Source organism: Rhodoferax sp. SPJ21, assembly GCF_058216335.1.
In genome coordinates this window covers 170,530-185,537 of record NZ_JBYZMO010000003.1, presented here as the reverse complement: position 1 = coordinate 185,537, position 15,008 = coordinate 170,530, and the positions used below count along the sequence as shown (strand labels likewise).

Sequence of the window (15,008 nt, the reverse complement as noted above, 5' to 3'; positions counted from 1 at the left end):
AACGTTAAAGCGGGCCGCTGCTGGCCTATTCCACCGGCGTGTAGTGCAGGTGCATGACCTGCCAGTCCTGCGCCTGCTTGCGCCAGAGTTCGCTGAAGTACACGCTACCCAGGCGCTCCTCGTCGATCAGCGTATGGCTTTGGCCAGATACCACGACGAATTCACCATGGTTTTGCAGCGACAGGCTGGCGTCCTGCTTGTAGGCATTGTTGGGAAACCAGCGGTCTGCCTGCACTGCACGGGAGATGCCGTGCAATTGTTCCCATTTGGATTGCACGCCGGACGCATGCACTACGCAGAAGGAGTCGGCCTCCACACTGGCCATGAAGTCGGTGTCTCCCGCGAAGAAGGCCGCGTACCAGTTTTCACGTGTGTTGAGCAGGTCGATGTTGTCCATAGTTTCTTTTTGTGGGAACCAGCGTTTCGAAAAAGGGGCTGATTATGCTGTGCCCGCAGCAGGCCCCGATTCGGTAGCGTTGAAAAGGGCTTTGTAGCGCCTTCGCGCGGCACTATTGCCTGCCCTGCTACCATTCTTGTATGTTAATGAAAACACCTGATGCTATGAATCCCATTGCGCTGGCTGATGCCCGAGACGGGGAAGGCACACCTGTATCCGTCAAAATTCGCGAACGGCTGCAGGCCGCGCGCAAGCGTTTCAACGCCAATGACAATATTGCCGAGTTCATCCAGCCTGGTGAATTGGAGGCCTTGCTGGATGAGGTCACCGTGCAAATGCAGGGTGTGCTGAACAGCATGGTGATCGATACCGAAAACGATCACAACACCGAGAACACCGCCCGCCGAGTGGCCAAGATGTACCTGAAAGAGGTGTTCAAGGGGCGCTATGTGGCGGCTCCCACCATCACCGAATTCCCCAATGCCGAGCATTTGAACGAGCTGATGATCGTCGGCCCGATCATGGTGCGCAGCGCTTGCTCCCACCATTTGTGCCCGGTAATGGGCCACATATGGATCGGCGTGCTGCCCAACGAGCACACAAACGTGATCGGCTTGTCGAAATATGCGCGCCTGGCCGAGTGGATCATGGGCCGCCCCCAGATCCAGGAAGAAGCCGTGGTGCAACTGGCCGACCTGATCCAGGAGAAGACCCAGCCGGACGGCTTGGCCATCGTGATGGAGGCCAGCCATTTCTGCATGGGTTGGCGCGGCGTGAAAGATGTGGACAGTAAGATGATCAACTCGGTCATGCGCGGTGCATTCCTGAAGGACTCCAGCCTGCGCCGTGAATTCCTGTCTCTCCTCCCCAGAAAGGGCTAACGCCATGCTTGTACGTCTGCTCTACGCCAGCCGCGCCCTGGATACCAGCCCTGCTGCGATTGAGGCCATCCTGGCCCAGTCGCGCCAATACAACCCGACCTGCGGCATCACCGGCATTCTTTGCTATGGCGGCGGTATCTTTTTGCAGGCCATTGAAGGCGGTCGTATGCCGGTCAATGAGCTGTATGGCCATATCCAGCGCGATGCACGCCATAAAGACGTGGCGCTGCTGCATTTCGAAGAAATCTCCGAGCGACGTTTTGGTGGCTGGACTATGGGCCAGGTAAACATCCAGCGTCTGAACCAGTCCATTCTCTTGAAATATGCAGAGAAGCCAGAGCTGGACCCCTATTCCGTGTCGGGCAAAGTCTCGCTGGCCCTGCTGGAAGAGCTGATGGCCACCGCATCCATTGTGGGCCGCGTCTAAGCGTTCTCCAGTATTTGCAGCAGCTTAGGGTATGGGCTTGCCTGCACTTCTGGGCTGTGATTTTTCCAGTAGCCCGACGAAGCGCAAAAACATTGTGCTGGCCTGGGGCACCCACGCGGATGGATGCGTGGCGTTGACTCGGCTGGAACGCATGTCTTCCCTATCCGATTTTTCTGCCGTAGTTGCCCAGCCTCAAGACTGGGTGGGGGCATTCGATTTGCCCTTCGGCTTGCCCCGCGAACTGGTTGAAAGCCTGGGTTGGCCGCTGTGCTGGGTGGACTGTATACGCCATTTTTCCAGTCTGGACCGGGCCCAGGTCCGGGCGCAGTTTGCGGCTTTCTGCGACGCCCGGCCTGCGGGCGGCAAATTCGCCCACCGCGGCTGCGATTTCGCGGCCGGCTCCAGCCCGTCAATGAAGTGGGTAAACCCACCGGTGGCCTATATGTTGCACGCGGGTGTTCCCTTGTTGCTGGACGCCGGAGTCGACTTCCCAGGTTTGCATCGCGGTGACTCACGGCGCGTGGCCTTGGAGGCCTACCCCGGTTTGCTGGCGCGGCGTGTGCTGGACGGATGGCAGCCGGGTGCCCGTGGTGTCGGGCGGCGTAGTTACAAAAGCGATGACAAGGCCAAACAAACGCGTGAGCGCATGCAGGCCCGCAAAGACTTGGTGCAGGCGCTGGAGTTGGGGCAGGGCGCCCATGGCGCGGTAGGCCTGGGGCTGCGCCTGGCTATCAGTGCCGAACAGCGCGAAAGCCTGGTGGCGGATGCCAGCGGTGACGCCCTGGATGCGGTGCTGTGCATGCTGCAGGCCGGATGGGCCGCAGGGCAGCATGCATTAGGCATTGCCCGCTACGGCTTACCCGTCGATATGGACCCACTGGAGGGCTGGATCATCACGGCCTGAAGCGCTTTGCGCTCAAGCCTTGCTGAATTCAGTGGGGGTGATCACGGTTTCGTCGAGTTTGCGGGCCAACTCGGACATCGCTAGTGCAGCAGGGCAGCCTGGCGTGTTGACGAGCAACAACTGGCGTCGCATCACGGCTTCACGCACCGCCAAGTCGGCGGGAATGTCACCCACATGGATCAGACGCACAGAGCGTCCGGTACCGGTGGTCACAAAGCGGTCTAGCACCTGTTGCAGCTGGGTGGTGATCGCCCGGCCATCGCCAGGGCGCGCTGTCTGGTTGATGATCAAGCGCACGTGCTGGCGCTTTTGCTGGGTGGCCAGCACCTTGATGGCCGCATATGCGTCGGTGAGCGAGGTGGGTTCGGGGGTGGCCACCACCAGGACTTCGGACGCCAGCGAGACCGAGAACAGCACTACATCCGAGATGCCTGCGCCGGTATCTAGCAACAGCACGTCATAGCGAGGCACCAGGCTACGCACCACCTGCAGGAATTCGTCGCGGACTTCTGGCGTCAGCCGTGAATATTCGACCATGCCAGAGCCAGCCAGCAGTACCGAAAAGCCGCCGGGTGCCTTGATGATGGCCTCGTCCAGCGTTGCCTTGCCCGTAAATACGTCATGCAGCGTGATCTTGGGGTGCAGGTTCAGCACGACATCCAGATTCGCCAAGCCCAGGTCTGCATCCAGCACCAGCACGCGGTGGCCCCGCTTGGCAAGTGCCGCCGCCAGATTGGCCGAGACAAAGGTCTTCCCTACACCGCCTTTTCCACTGGTGATGGCCAATACCTTGGCGCCGGCGCCTGCCGGAGTGGTCGAGGTTGTTGAATTGTTGTTACTCACGGCTTACCTTTGTGTAGCGCCATCAGAGGTGGCACTAGACGACATTTCAACCCATGCTGGCTCGATGGCAGACAGGTGACCAAACAACAGATTTTTTTCTTCCGCGCTGACATTGCTTTCCGGTGGGGGCTCCAGGCATAGGCGGTTACGCCCGGTAGTTTTGGCTAAATAAAGTTGCTGGTCCGCACGTTCCGTCCAGAGCTCGCTGGTTGACCGTATCCATTGCAAAGCGAATGCGCCACCGATGCTGATCGTAACCTTCAGATCGAGTCCGGGGGCAATAGAGATCATGGTATTTTCCACAGCCCTGCGGATGCGCTCCGCCACCACATGGCCAAAGCTCGGCTGGCAGGACGGCAATATCACCACGAACTCTTCACCGCCGAAGCGTGCCAGCGTGTCCATGGGGCGCACGCAGGTCTGCAGGGTTTTTGCAACGACCCGCAGGACTTCGTCGCCAGCGGAGTGGCCATAGGTATCGTTCACACTTTTGAAATGATCAATGTCGATCATTAATAGCAGCGCTTCTTCGCCTGAACGCGCCACACGGTCCACTTCGGAGGCCAGTACGGCATTGAAGTGGCGGCGATTGGACAGGCCAGTGAGCGGGTCGCGCAGGGACAGATCGCACAAACTGTCCAGAATATTTTGCAGGTAAGCAGCGGGGTCGGCCACATCGGGCGCAGGCGGCTCTATCTGGAGCAGCGCGCAGGCCGACTCAAGATGCAAACCGTGCAAATCGATGGAAAGTGAGGTTGCCGATGCAGACACAAAAGTACCAATCAGTAGTGCAGAAAGTTTAACAGTAAGGCTATGAAAAACCGCGTCCGCGAAACCAGCTTTCGATTGCGGTGCCAGCCGGCCTCAAATCACGAAGTCTTCCAGCTCCTTTTGTAAAGCAATGAGTGCATCTTGATCTGTTCGGTGTAGTTGCAACATTTCTGAGCGGGATGTTACAGGAGGGAGTTCTCCGGCACGACGCAACACTTGCTCCACCGGTAGTTTCATTCCACTCACGTGCAATGTGATGCCGCTCTGAGCCAATGCCTGGCGCAGCTTGCCAAAGGTTTCCACACCGGTGGCGTCGATGCGGTTGATGGGTTGTGCAAACAGGCAGACTTGGCGTGTCTTGGGGTGTAGCGCCAGGTGCTCCATCAGTGTGCGTTCCAGTGCACTGGCGGACGCGAAGTCGAGCTCGGCGTCCATGCGCAGCGCGTAGGTGTCGGGTGCCAGCATCGGCAGCTGCCACAGGTGGCGGTCCCGCAGGCTGCCATCCGGGTGCAGTCCAATCTCGATGATGCGGGGGTGTAGCCGGTGGTACAGAAAATGGGATAAGCCTATCAGCAGCCCAGCTAGTACGCCCCAGTACAGTCGGGGCGCGGTTGCCAGGGTCAGCACAAAAGTAGTGGCACAGGTCAGGGCTTCCACCGGTGCTGCACGCCAGATGCGGCGCAGTTCGGCCGGCTGCAGCAGGCTGGACACGGCGGCCACCACTACGGCCGCCAACACGGCTTGGGGCACGTGGTAGAGCAAGGGCGTCAGCCACAGGAGCACGAGCAGTACCAACACGACCGAAAAAATGGTGGCCCAACCGGTTTTGGCGCCGGCATAGAGGTTGATGGCCGAGCGGGAAAACGAGGAACTGGTGGGGAACGCACCGCACAGGCCCGAGGCGATTTTGGCCATGCCCTGGCCGATCAGATCCTGGTTCTCGTTCCAGCGCTTACCGCTGCGTTGGCTGTCCACCTTGGCGCTGGAGGCGGTTTCCAGAAAGCTGATCAAGGTCAGCACCAAAGTGGGGAGGGCCAGGCCGCCCAGCTCGGCCCAGCTAAGCATGGCGGGCCATTGTAAGAAGGGCAGGCCGGCGGGCAAGTGGCCGACTACTGCGCCCCCATGGTCTGCAAAATCCAGCTGGGCACTTAGTGCTGCGCTGGCAACGACTAACAGCATCAAGGTGGGAAATCTTGGTAGCCAGCGCTTGCCTATGACTAGAACGGCCCAGGCGCCCAGGCCAAAGGCTGCGGCCTGTGGGTCCATGGCGGGCTGCAGCAACATGCTAGCCAGGGCGCCATGCAGGCCCAATAGCGCAGGCAACTGGGACAGCAGAATCAGCACGGCTGCCGCCTGGGTGAAGCCCGTCAAGACCGGTGCGCTGACCAGGTTTAGCAGCCAGCCAAAGCGTCCCAGGCCTAGCAGCACCTGCAGCAATCCGCACAGCAGAGCCAGCCAGACAGCCAACTTCACCCATTGGGCGCTGCCCGGCTCGGCCATGCCCAGCAGTGCGCTGCCGACCAGCAGCGCACTCAGCGCAGTAGGGCCTACTGACAAGCGGGTCGATGAACTCCACAGCACGGCCACCAAAGCTGGCAGCATGGATGCGTATATGCCAGTGACCAACGGCATACCCGCCAGCGCGGCATAGGCTACGCCCTGGGGGATGAGCATCATGCCTACGGTCAAGCCTGCCCACAGTTCACCCACCAGGGTGCTGCGATCGGGTCGGGGCCAGGCCAGAAAGGGAAACCAGCGCTGTAGTCGCGTCGCCGTATTCATTTGCAATGTGGGGCGAGGATGAGGAATATTTTTGGCACTATCCGCATATATTGCTTGGGTTTCTAGCTATAAAAATAGGAGTAAGACGGTCAGGGTGCGTGCCGATGGCCGCAGACGCTGCAGCCTGGATCACGGGGAATGCGAATTTCATTCCAGGCCATGGTGCGGGCGTCCAGCATTTGCAGTCGGCCCGCGAGGGAACTGCCCGCGCCACTGAGCAGTTTGATGGCCTCGGCGGCCTGCATGGCACCGATGATGCCGACCAGCGGCGCCAGCACACCCATGACTGCGCACCGGGTTTCCTCGAAGTCGTCGCTGGGTGGGAAAACACAGGCATAGCAAGGCGATAGTGGCGAGCGCGGATCGAATACGCTGATCTGCCCGTCCATACGGATGGCCGCGCCTGACACCAGTGGTTTGCCGTGCCGCACGCAGGCTGCGTTGATGGCGTGCCGGGTGGCAAAGTTGTCGCAGCAGTCCACCACGACATCTGCATCCGCCACCATGCGGTTCAGCAACTCAGCATCGGCGCGGGCCTGGATGGCGGTGATTTGAATTTCAGGGTTGATGGCCTGCATGGACTGGCGGGCCGAATCCACCTTGGCGCTGCCGACACGCTCCAGCGTATGGGCGATCTGCCGCTGCAGATTGGTCAGGTCTACCGTGTCGTGGTCCACCAGGCTGATCTGGCCCACGCCTGCGGTTGCCAGGTAGAGGGCGACGGGTGAGCCCAGTCCGCCCGCGCCAATCACCAGCGCCCGGGACGCCAGCAGGCGCTCCTGGCCTTCGATCCCGATGTCGTCCAACAGAATGTGGCGCGAATAGCGTAGAAGTTGCTCGTCGTTCATGCTGCAATTGTCGTGGGCAAAGAAAAATGCCCCGTAAATCGGGGCATTGTGTGGGGGCAGAGAGGCTTAATTCTCTTTCTTCTCTTCAGCGCGCTCGGTTTGGGTTTTGCTAACTAGCACCGGCCGACCCTTGAGCTGGTTGATGGCTTGCATCAGCTGGAAGTCCTTGTCGCTGCCGAACTCAGGCGCCGGCTTGCGTTCAGGAATCGGCTTCAGAGCCTCTGCTTCCAGTCGTTTGCGGGCTTCCTCACGGGCCTTTTCACGGGCTTCGTCCTTCTTTTCTTCGCCCTGGCCGCTGTTCAGGTGCTTGTCCAGATCGGCTTCGCGCATGCGCAGGGCGGCATAGGGGCTGCCTTCTTCGGTGTCATCCACCATCACGTCTGGCACGATGCCCCGGGCCTGGATGGACTTGCCGCTAGGCGTGTAGTAGCGGGCGGTGGTTAGCTTCAGGCCGGTGTCTGGCCCCAGGGGGCGCACGGTCTGCACCGAGCCCTTGCCGAAGGTCTGGCTGCCCATCAGGGTGCCGCGCTTGTAGTCCTGCAGTGCGCCGGCCACGATTTCGCTGGCCGAGGCTGAGCCTTCATTCACCAGCACCACCAGTGGCACCGTCTTCAGGGCGACCGGCAGATGGGCGAGGGGGTCGGCACCTCGGCGTTGGTAAAACTCGGGCGAGGCCTTGTAGGTGAACTTGCTGTCTGCCAACTGGCCATTGGTGGACACCACGGTCACGTTTTCAGGTAGGAAGGCGGCCGACACCGCGACTGCGGCATCCAGCAGGCCACCGGGGTCGTTGCGCAAATCAAGCACCAGGCCCTTCAGCTTGGGTTCTTGTTTGTAGATGTCTTCGATCTTGCGTGCGAAGTCCTCTACCGTGCGGTCTTGGAACTGGCTCAGGCGGACCCATGCGTAGCCGGGCTCGACGACCTTGGCGCGCACCGATTGGGTACGGATTTCTTCGCGGGTGATGGTGACCGGGAAGCTGCGGTTTTCATCCTTACGGAAGATCGTCAGGCTGACCTTGGTATTGGGTTCACCCCGCATGCGCTTCACTGCGTCATTCAGGGCAAGCCCCTTCACGGCGGTGTCGTCGATCTTGGTGATCAGGTCGTTGGGCTTCAGGCCCGCGCGGAAGGCCGGCGAGCCTTCGATGGGCGAAACCACCTTGACCAAGCCGTCTTCCTGGGTGATTTCGATGCCCACGCCGACAAAACGGCCGGTCGTGCCTTCACGGAATTCCTTGAAAGACTTTTTGTCAAAGTACTGCGAATGGGGGTCCAGGCTGGCCACCATGCCGGAGATGGCATCGCTGATCAGCTTTTTCTCGTCCACCGGTTCCACATAGTCTGTTTTGACCATGCCGAAGACCGCTGCCAGTTGTTGTAGCTCTTCCAGCGGCAGTGGCGCCATCGCGCCCCGCGCTACTGTTTGCAGCGAGACCGTGGTTAAGGCCCCGGCGATAGCACCGGCGGCAACCCAGCCGGTAATTTTGAGTTTCTGGCCCATAAGCATCTTTCAAGTCGCTGTCAATATACACGTTGATATCCGTTTGCACGGATACGTTCCATGTAAACCTTTTTGAAGCCTATTTCTTTTGGCCTTGGGCCGCTACGGCAGCAGCAGCCTGGGCTGCAGCCTCGGCATCGCCCAGGTAATAGTGGCGAATGGGTTTCAGGTCAGCGTCCAGCTCGTACACCAGAGGAATGCCGTTTGGGATGTTCAAGCCCACGATATCGTCGTCGGAGATGTTGTCCAGGTACTTGATCAGTGCGCGGATGGAGTTGCCGTGCGCGGCCAGTACCACGCGCTTGCCGGCCTTGATGGCGGGTGCCATGGAGTCATTCCAGAAGGGCAGCACGCGGGCGACCGTGTCTTTCAGGCATTCGGTCAGCGGGATTTGCTCAGGGGATTGCTTGGCATAGCGGATGTCGCCGCGTTCGCTGCGCGGATCGGTGGCTTCCAGGGCCGGTGGTGGCGTGTCGTAGCTGCGGCGCCAGACCAGCACCTGGTCATCGCCGTATTGTTTGGCGGTTTCGGCTTTGTTCAGGCCTTGCAGCGCACCGTAGTGGCGTTCGTTCAGGCGCCAGCTGTGCACCACGGGCAGCCAGGTGCGGTCCATCTGGTCCAGGCAATGCCACAGCGTGTGGGTGGCGCGTTTGAGCACGCTGGTATAGGCCACGTCGAATTCGTAGTTCTCGGCTTTCAGCAATCGGCCGGATTGCTTGGCTTGTTCGATGCCGGTTTCGGTCAAGGGCACATCGGTCCAGCCCGTGAAGCGGTTTTCAAGATTCCAGGTGGATTCGCCGTGGCGGATCAGAACGAGTTTGTACATGTGGCGTGTAGGCAGGTTGTATTTAAATAGCGTCCCAAGCGATCGCTACCCCGCCATTCTAAAATCGCCGGTTCGGGCAAGTCCCGGTTAACCCCAAATAAAGGTGCAAAGTGAAGTTTTTACTGGATAACTGGATGTTGATAGCGGTGGCGGTGGCCTCGGGTGTGGGCTTGCTGTGGCCGGTCCTGGCCAATGGCGCCAAAGCTGGAACCCTGACGGCCAACGGTGCTGTGCAGCGCATCAACCGCGAAAAAGCCGTGGTGGTGGACGTGAGCGAAGCCGAAGAGTTCGCTGCCGGCCATGTGGGCGGCGCCAAGAACGTTCCCCTGGCCCAGCTGGAAGACAAGCTCACCAGCACGGTGAAGAACAAAGGCCTGCCTTTGATTCTGGTGTGCGCCACGGGCGCGCGCGCCAACCGCGCCCTGGCTGTGGCCAAAAAACTGGGTTATGAGCAGGCCGAGGTGCTTAGCGGCGGCTTGAAGGCCTGGAAAGAAGCCAATCTGCCAGTTGAAAAGTCCTGATAAGGTCTTAGATAACGTTATCTGTTTTTTGCCGAAAGTAGCTGCCCATGCAAGTTGTGAAGATGTACACCACCGCTGTTTGCCCGTATTGCATACGGGCCAAGCAAATCCTCAAGAGCAAGGGCGTGGAGTCGATTGATGAGATCCGCATAGACCAACTGCCGGAAGCGCGTGCGACCATGATGGAAATCACCGGCCGGCGCACCGTGCCGCAAATCTTCATCGGCGATACCCATGTGGGTGGTTGCGATGACCTGGTGGCGCTGGATGGCCGGGGTGGTTTGCTGCCCTTGCTGAACGCGGCGTGAAACGTCATCCTGATCGGCAATAATCCGTCTGCTTTTTAGCCCGCCGAGCTGTTTTGGCGGGCTTTGTTTTTGATTCGAATTGAAAGAATTCCATGTCCGAGCAACAAGATCCCGTATTCCAAATCCAGCGCGTTTACCTGAAAGAGGCTTCGCTGGAGCAGCCCAATTCCCCCGGCATCCTGCTGGACCCGGCCCAGCCTTCGGTGGAAATCCAACTCGGTGTGGAAGCCAACCCTGTAGCCGACGGCATTTTTGAAGTGGCTGTGACCGCCACCGTGCAAACCAAGATTGGCGAAAAAACCGTGTTCCTGGTCGAAGCCAAGCAAGCCGGTATTTTCGAAATCCGCAATATGTCGCAAGAGCAGATGGGCCCGATCATCGGTATTGCCTGCCCGCAAATCGTCTACCCGTACCTGCGTGGCAACGTGGCTGACTTGGTGCAACGCGCGGGCTTCCCGCAAGTGCATCTGGCGGAAATCAACTTCCAGGCTATGTACGAACAGCAGCAAGCCAACGCAGCTGCCGCGTCGGCCGAGGCACCTACTGCCACGCTGCAGTAAAACCAGCGTTCCCAGCCCGCCATGAAAATTATCGTGCTGGGCGCGGGTGCGTGGGGTACGGCGCTGGCCATCAGCGCTGCCCAAAACCCGTCTGCGCACCACGCCGTCACGCTGTGGGCGCGCGATCCGCAACAGGCGACGGCCATGCAAGCCGATCGCTGCAATGCCCGGTATCTGCCGGGCATTCGCTTTCCGGATGCGCTGCAACTCTGCTCCTCTACCGTTGAAGACCTGGCTAGCCTGCTCGTTGGGCAGGACCTGGTGATTGTCGGCACGCCCATGTCGGGCTTGCGTTCCTTGCTGGGCGTGGTGGCTGCCTGCGAGGCGCCGGTCGCCTGGTTGTGCAAGGGCTTTGAGCCGCCGGGTTCCAAGGCTTTTGGGCTTCTAGCGCACGAAATACGTGCGCAGGTAGCTACTGAATTAATAGCAAATAATCCGCACTGGCAGGATGCCGGCTATGGCGTTTTGAGCGGCCCCAGCTTTGCCCAGGAGGTGGCGCGGGGCCAGCCCACGGCACTGGTGGCCGCCAGTCACCAGCCCCGTGTGCGTGACGCACTGGTGGCGGCATTCCACAGTCCGGCGCTGCGCGTGTACGCCAGCGACGACGTGGCCGGCGTGGAGGTGGGCGGCGCGGTGAAGAACGTGCTGGCGATTGCCACCGGCCTGTGCGACGGCCTGCACCTGGGCCTGAATGCGCGGGCCGCTCTGGTCACGCGGGGCTTGGCGGAGATGACGCGCCTAGGCCTTGCCCTGGGCGCCAAGGCCGAGACCTTTATGGGCTTGTCTGGCCTGGGCGATCTGGTGCTCACTGCTACAGGCGACCTGAGCCGTAACCGCCAGGTCGGTTTGTTGTTGGCCCAGGGCCACAGTCTGGAGCAGGCCGTGGCTTCTTTGGGCCATGTGGCCGAGGGCGTGTACAGCGCCCGCACGGTGCTGCAGCGCGCACAGGCGCTGGGTGTGGACATGCCCATCACCGAGGGCGTGGTGGCCTTGCTGGACGGCCGCATGCGCCCGGCTGACGCGGTGTCCGCCCTGATGGGCCGCGACCCGGTTGCCGAGCTGCCCTGAGCGGGCTGACACGCGTGTAAGAAAAAACCTTACACGCGTGCCCAAAAGCCTGACATGCGGGATGGCTCTACGCCGACTTAATTTTTGATTGGGGGGTATTCACAATCCATTTCAACGGATCGGGAAGAAGCAATTTGCGACAAGCAACATGCGGCCTGAACTGGGCTTGAACGGGGTTAGCCCCAAAGGACATCACCATGAACAGCGAACAGATCATTGCCGAAATCCGCGAGGCCAATCTGACGTACCTCATGCTGGCGCAAAGCCTGATTCGGCAGGACAAGGCCGAGGCCTTGTTCCGCTTGGGCATCAATGAAGAAGCAGCCGACATCCTCGGCGCATTGTCGGCAGCACAAATTTTGAAACTGGCGTCGGGCAATATGCTGCTGTGCCACTTCCGCGTGGAAGACAGCCTGGTGTGGAGCTTGTTGACCAACCACGACATCAAGAAGGTGGGCAACTCGGCCACCAACATCTTGCATGCCAACATCCTGATGGCTGGCCGCGTGGCCGAAGTCCTGTAAGGAGCGCACCATGGCAACCAAACCCGTCAAGAGCGTGCTGCAGGATTCCCAGCAAATTGAACGTGCCGCGATGCTGATCCGTATGGGTGCACGCATGCAAGTGCTGGAGTCGGAGACCGACCTGTCCTACGAGCGCCTGCTGCGCCTGTACAAGGAAGTGTCGGGCAAGTCGCCTAGCAAAGGCCAGCTGCCGTTCTCCACCGACTGGTTTTTGTCGTGGCAAGAAAACATCCATTCGTCGCTGTTTCTCAACATCTACGAATACCTGTCCAAGAGCGTGGACCTGGACTCTATCGACACGCTGACCAAGGCCTATCGCCTGTACAGCGAGCAGATTCTGGCTGCTGAAATCGACCCGCTGCTGTCTTTCACCCGTGCCTGGCGCCTGGTGAAGTTTGTGGATGCGAACATGCTGAACATGACGCAGTGCAGCGGTTGCGGTGGCAAGTTCGTCACCGAGCTGTACGAAAACCCCCGCCAGTACGTGTGCGGCCTGTGCAGCCCACCGGCACGTGCCGGCAAGTGCAAGGGCGAACGCACACTGATGCTGCACTAAGGCAACAAGTCCTTACTGCGTCAGCGCGTTCAGCTGGCGCAGGCTGGTCACGGTGCGCAGGCAGGCCTGGGCCGCTTCCGCACCCTTGTGCACGAAGTGGGCGCTGAAGAACTGCTGGTGCTCGGCACCGGCATGGAAATGGTGGGGCGTCAGCACCGCAGAGAACACGGGCACACCTGTTTCCAGCTGCACCGACATCAGGCCCTGGATCACCGCCGTGGCCACGAAGTCATGGCGGTAAATGCCGCCGTCCACCACCAGCCCAGCTGCCACGATGGCATCGAATTGGCCCGACTGCGCCAGCTTCTTGGCGTGCAGCGGAATCTCGAAAGCTCCGGGCAATTCAATCACGGTAATGGATTCACGGGCAACGCCGTGGCGGGCCATCTCGGCCAGAAAGCCGTCGCGCGCCTGGTTGACGATGTCGGCGTGCCAGGTGGCTTGGACAAAGGCAACGCGGATGTTGCCGGAGAATTTTGCGGTCGTGGTCATAGGGCTTCAACACATTAAAAGTTTCCAAACCCAGGACGCACGCGCACCCGCCCAGCCCAACGCCGCGCACGGCAAAGGGCTGCAGGAACGCGTTCTCTTGCATCCGGACTATGACCGTCGGCCCCGGAATCGCACCGGAGTCTGCTGACCCTGCGGATGGCGGGCCATCTGCAGGCGCTCGCGGGCTTGTGCATCGCTGCCATTACCGCCGGTGGGGAATTTCACCCCGCCCTGAGAACGCTGTTGCGCACCAACAAGTGCGCACCCCCAGAGTGTAAGTCCAGATGCATATACCTTTTCTGCATCTGGATATATGAAAAATAGGGCTGCGGCGCAGGTAATGCCTGCGCAAGTAGCTATTAAAAGTAGAGCGTTTACTGCAATGCTTGCAGCCAGAGCGCCTGGTAGGCGGCTAAACCGGGAAGTACGTAGCGGGGCGCAGCTTGCAGGCTGGTGGCGGCAGGGCTGCTTGTCCAACGGCTGAGCATCCAGGCGCCGCGCGCCGTGCCTTCCATGGCGTCGGTGCTGGCTTGGCAGTGGTGGTCTGGCAGCAGGCCTTGTAGCAGCCCAAGGTACAGCGGGTTATGGGCCAACGGCCCCTCGACCACCACGCTGGCGTGGGCTGCAGTGGGGCGCAACTGCTGCACCAGCCATGCGGTGAGTTGCGCGCAATACAGCGCCGCCAGCGCCGAGCGTTCACCCGGGGGCAGCATGGACAAAGGAATTGTTTCGCCGGCCCGTACGATCTGCCCAACGCGTTGCATGAAAGGGCCGCCCTGGAGGGCGAAGCTGGGCAGCGCAAAGGTTTGGCTATGCAGCAGACTGGCGATGTCGTCCAGTGTGCCCAGATTTGGATGGGCGCCGTCCAGTATGGCGGCGAACTCGCGCCCACCCATGAAGCGGGCTGTGGGCGTGGCCTGGCCCAGTACGTTGACGTTGCAAAGCATGTCGCGTTCTGCTCGCAAAGTAGCGGTGGAGGCATCGGGCGCCATCAAAACCGTCCAAGTGCCAGAGGAGACCACGGTGAGGTCCTGTGCGTTCGAGAGGTAGCGCGCCAGGCAGGCATTGCTGTCATGCACACCTGCATGCACTTCGCAGGCGGCTGGCAAGCCCAGTGTCTCGGTCAACGCGGGCCGCACGTTGCCAAGCACTTGCCAGGCAGGTGCGAGTGGCGCAAACAGGGTGGCCCAGCCTTGCGAAGTGGCGAGGGCAGAGAATTCTTGCCTGTCTGGCAGCCACAGCTGGGTGTGGCAGCCCAGGGACGATACCTCGCTGGCGGCCACGCCGCTGAGCCACCAGGCCCAGTACTGCGGGTAGGGCAGCAGGGTGCGGGTACGGGCCCAGGCGTCCGGATGGGTGTGTTGCAGCCAGTAGAGCTGGCGGGCCGCGTTCAGGCCCATGGGCAGGTCGGGCGACAGCGTGGACTCGAAGGCATCGCGCTGGCTTTGATAGGCCGGATGCAGCGCGCTGGTCTGGCCTGCACAGCCGTCAAACTCATAGTCCATTGCGGGCCAGGCCAGGCCGCTGTCGTCCAGTGCGACAAACGCTGCACCGTGGGTGCAGGGAATCACGCGGGCGCAGCGCCGCGTCAGCGCAGACGCAGCCAGGGTGGAGCAGATCCAGTCGGTCAGGCCGCCGATGTCCAGCGCGCTGTAGCCCAGCGGCGCCGTGACTGGGGCGTTCTTACGGCCGTGTTGCTCCAGCACTTCGCCGCTGTCGTTGACCAGCAGCAGTTTGGCGTGGCTTTTGCCGATGTCTATGACCAGGGTCAGGTCCAGAGTCGTGTCCTGCATGCGC

The 15,008-nt window shown here is 60.8% G+C and carries 18 protein-coding genes and 1 riboswitch; of the genes, 9 read left to right on the top strand and 9 right to left on the bottom strand.

Annotated features, from left to right (window positions below; translation table 11 throughout):
- Positions 1-25: 25 nt before the first annotated feature.
- Positions 26-397, bottom strand: coding sequence for a nuclear transport factor 2 family protein (locus AC4BBN_RS16240; RefSeq protein WP_490593041.1), 372 nt, complete (start codon positions 395-397; stop codon positions 26-28).
- A 140-nt stretch (positions 398-537) separates the two neighbouring features.
- Here AC4BBN_RS16240 and folE point away from each other — a divergent pair, with 140 nt between their 5' ends.
- Genes folE through AC4BBN_RS16225 form a run of 3 tightly spaced genes read left to right on the top strand, consistent with a single transcriptional unit; the run spans position 538 to position 2,609 of the window.
- The gene (folE, locus tag AC4BBN_RS16235) at positions 538-1,278 is read left to right on the top strand and encodes a GTP cyclohydrolase I (protein WP_490593040.1); all 741 of its coding nucleotides are present in this window, start codon (positions 538-540) and stop codon (positions 1,276-1,278) included.
- A 4-nt stretch (positions 1,279-1,282) separates the two neighbouring features.
- A complete protein-coding gene (locus tag AC4BBN_RS16230; RefSeq protein WP_490593039.1) occupies positions 1,283-1,705 on the top strand; it encodes a BLUF domain-containing protein in 423 nt (140 codons plus the stop codon).
- Between the two features lie 31 nt (positions 1,706-1,736).
- Positions 1,737-2,609: a DUF429 domain-containing protein gene (locus AC4BBN_RS16225; RefSeq protein ID WP_490593038.1), complete on the top strand. Its 873-nt coding sequence runs from the start codon at positions 1,737-1,739 to the stop codon at positions 2,607-2,609.
- A gap of 12 nt (positions 2,610-2,621) precedes the next feature.
- On the opposite strand, the gene AC4BBN_RS16220 is transcribed toward AC4BBN_RS16225, so the two are convergent.
- From AC4BBN_RS16220 to gpmA, 6 genes are all read right to left on the bottom strand, one after another.
- Entirely contained in the window at positions 2,622-3,452 is an 831-nt protein-coding gene (locus AC4BBN_RS16220) for a MinD/ParA family protein (RefSeq protein ID WP_490593037.1), read from the bottom strand.
- 3 nt (positions 3,453-3,455) lie between these two features.
- Positions 3,456-4,223: a GGDEF domain-containing protein gene (locus tag AC4BBN_RS16215; protein WP_490593036.1), complete on the bottom strand. Its 768-nt coding sequence runs from the start codon at positions 4,221-4,223 to the stop codon at positions 3,456-3,458.
- A gap of 93 nt (positions 4,224-4,316) precedes the next feature.
- Positions 4,317-6,005: a SulP family inorganic anion transporter gene (locus AC4BBN_RS16210; RefSeq protein ID WP_490593035.1), complete on the bottom strand. Its 1,689-nt coding sequence runs from the start codon at positions 6,003-6,005 to the stop codon at positions 4,317-4,319.
- 89 nt (positions 6,006-6,094) lie between these two features.
- Positions 6,095-6,853 (bottom strand): HesA/MoeB/ThiF family protein, encoded by a 759-nt coding sequence (locus AC4BBN_RS16205; RefSeq protein ID WP_490593034.1) that lies wholly within the window; start codon positions 6,851-6,853, stop codon positions 6,095-6,097.
- A 66-nt stretch (positions 6,854-6,919) separates the two neighbouring features.
- Positions 6,920-8,356 (bottom strand): S41 family peptidase, encoded by a 1,437-nt coding sequence (locus AC4BBN_RS16200; protein ID WP_490593033.1) that lies wholly within the window; start codon positions 8,354-8,356, stop codon positions 6,920-6,922.
- 79 nt (positions 8,357-8,435) lie between these two features.
- Positions 8,436-9,182 (bottom strand): 2,3-diphosphoglycerate-dependent phosphoglycerate mutase, encoded by a 747-nt coding sequence (gpmA, locus tag AC4BBN_RS16195; RefSeq protein ID WP_490593032.1) that lies wholly within the window; start codon positions 9,180-9,182, stop codon positions 8,436-8,438.
- 110 nt (positions 9,183-9,292) lie between these two features.
- Here gpmA and AC4BBN_RS16190 point away from each other — a divergent pair, with 110 nt between their 5' ends.
- The 6 genes from AC4BBN_RS16190 (at position 9,293) to flhC (ending at position 12,719) form a co-directional block, all read left to right on the top strand.
- Positions 9,293-9,703, top strand: a complete 411-nt coding sequence (locus AC4BBN_RS16190) for a rhodanese-like domain-containing protein (protein ID WP_490593031.1) — start codon at positions 9,293-9,295, stop codon at positions 9,701-9,703.
- A gap of 47 nt (positions 9,704-9,750) precedes the next feature.
- Complete coding sequence (grxC, locus tag AC4BBN_RS16185) at positions 9,751-10,011, top strand: glutaredoxin 3 (RefSeq protein WP_490593030.1); 261 nt, start codon at positions 9,751-9,753, stop codon at positions 10,009-10,011.
- A 92-nt stretch (positions 10,012-10,103) separates the two neighbouring features.
- Entirely contained in the window at positions 10,104-10,571 is a 468-nt protein-coding gene (gene secB, locus AC4BBN_RS16180) for a protein-export chaperone SecB (protein ID WP_490593029.1), read from the top strand.
- A gap of 21 nt (positions 10,572-10,592) precedes the next feature.
- Positions 10,593-11,639: an NAD(P)H-dependent glycerol-3-phosphate dehydrogenase gene (locus AC4BBN_RS16175; RefSeq protein WP_490593028.1), complete on the top strand. Its 1,047-nt coding sequence runs from the start codon at positions 10,593-10,595 to the stop codon at positions 11,637-11,639.
- Between the two features lie 197 nt (positions 11,640-11,836).
- Positions 11,837-12,163 carry a flagellar transcriptional regulator FlhD gene (flhD, locus tag AC4BBN_RS16170; RefSeq protein ID WP_490593027.1) on the top strand — a complete coding sequence of 109 codons (327 nt, stop codon included), beginning with the start codon at positions 11,837-11,839 and terminating at the stop codon, positions 12,161-12,163.
- 10 nt (positions 12,164-12,173) lie between these two features.
- Positions 12,174-12,719 carry a flagellar transcriptional regulator FlhC gene (gene flhC / locus AC4BBN_RS16165; RefSeq protein ID WP_490593026.1) on the top strand — a complete coding sequence of 182 codons (546 nt, stop codon included), beginning with the start codon at positions 12,174-12,176 and terminating at the stop codon, positions 12,717-12,719.
- A 12-nt stretch (positions 12,720-12,731) separates the two neighbouring features.
- Here the strand turns inward: flhC and AC4BBN_RS16160 are convergent, their stop codons facing one another.
- Positions 12,732-13,211, bottom strand: a complete 480-nt coding sequence (locus AC4BBN_RS16160) for a 6,7-dimethyl-8-ribityllumazine synthase (RefSeq protein ID WP_490593025.1) — start codon at positions 13,209-13,211, stop codon at positions 12,732-12,734.
- Between the two features lie 87 nt (positions 13,212-13,298).
- Positions 13,299-13,454, bottom strand: a riboswitch (FMN riboswitch).
- A gap of 131 nt (positions 13,455-13,585) precedes the next feature.
- A complete protein-coding gene (locus AC4BBN_RS16155; RefSeq protein WP_490593024.1) occupies positions 13,586-15,004 on the bottom strand; it encodes an FGGY-family carbohydrate kinase in 1,419 nt (472 codons plus the stop codon).
- Positions 15,005-15,008: the final 4 nt, after the last annotated feature.

Coding starts and splice junctions, on each gene's coding strand:
- AC4BBN_RS16175 (WP_490593028.1), top strand. CDS start 10,593: ATGAAAATTATCGTGCTGGGCGCGGGTGCGTGGGGTACGGCGCTGGCC.
- AC4BBN_RS16230 (WP_490593039.1), top strand. CDS start 1,283: ATGCTTGTACGTCTGCTCTACGCCAGCCGCGCCCTGGATACCAGCCCT.
- AC4BBN_RS16225 (WP_490593038.1), top strand. CDS start 1,737: ATGGGCTTGCCTGCACTTCTGGGCTGTGATTTTTCCAGTAGCCCGACG.
- flhD (WP_490593027.1), top strand. CDS start 11,837: ATGAACAGCGAACAGATCATTGCCGAAATCCGCGAGGCCAATCTGACG.
- secB (WP_490593029.1), top strand. CDS start 10,104: ATGTCCGAGCAACAAGATCCCGTATTCCAAATCCAGCGCGTTTACCTG.
- grxC (WP_490593030.1), top strand. CDS start 9,751: ATGCAAGTTGTGAAGATGTACACCACCGCTGTTTGCCCGTATTGCATA.
- AC4BBN_RS16205 (WP_490593034.1), bottom strand. CDS start 6,853: ATGAACGACGAGCAACTTCTACGCTATTCGCGCCACATTCTGTTGGAC.
- AC4BBN_RS16200 (WP_490593033.1), bottom strand. CDS start 8,356: ATGGGCCAGAAACTCAAAATTACCGGCTGGGTTGCCGCCGGTGCTATC.
- gpmA (WP_490593032.1), bottom strand. CDS start 9,182: ATGTACAAACTCGTTCTGATCCGCCACGGCGAATCCACCTGGAATCTT.
- AC4BBN_RS16155 (WP_490593024.1), bottom strand. CDS start 15,004: ATGCAGGACACGACTCTGGACCTGACCCTGGTCATAGACATCGGCAAA.
- flhC (WP_490593026.1), top strand. CDS start 12,174: ATGGCAACCAAACCCGTCAAGAGCGTGCTGCAGGATTCCCAGCAAATT.
- AC4BBN_RS16240 (WP_490593041.1), bottom strand. CDS start 397: ATGGACAACATCGACCTGCTCAACACACGTGAAAACTGGTACGCGGCC.
- AC4BBN_RS16160 (WP_490593025.1), bottom strand. CDS start 13,211: ATGACCACGACCGCAAAATTCTCCGGCAACATCCGCGTTGCCTTTGTC.
- AC4BBN_RS16210 (WP_490593035.1), bottom strand. CDS start 6,005: ATGAATACGGCGACGCGACTACAGCGCTGGTTTCCCTTTCTGGCCTGG.
- folE (WP_490593040.1), top strand. CDS start 538: ATGTTAATGAAAACACCTGATGCTATGAATCCCATTGCGCTGGCTGAT.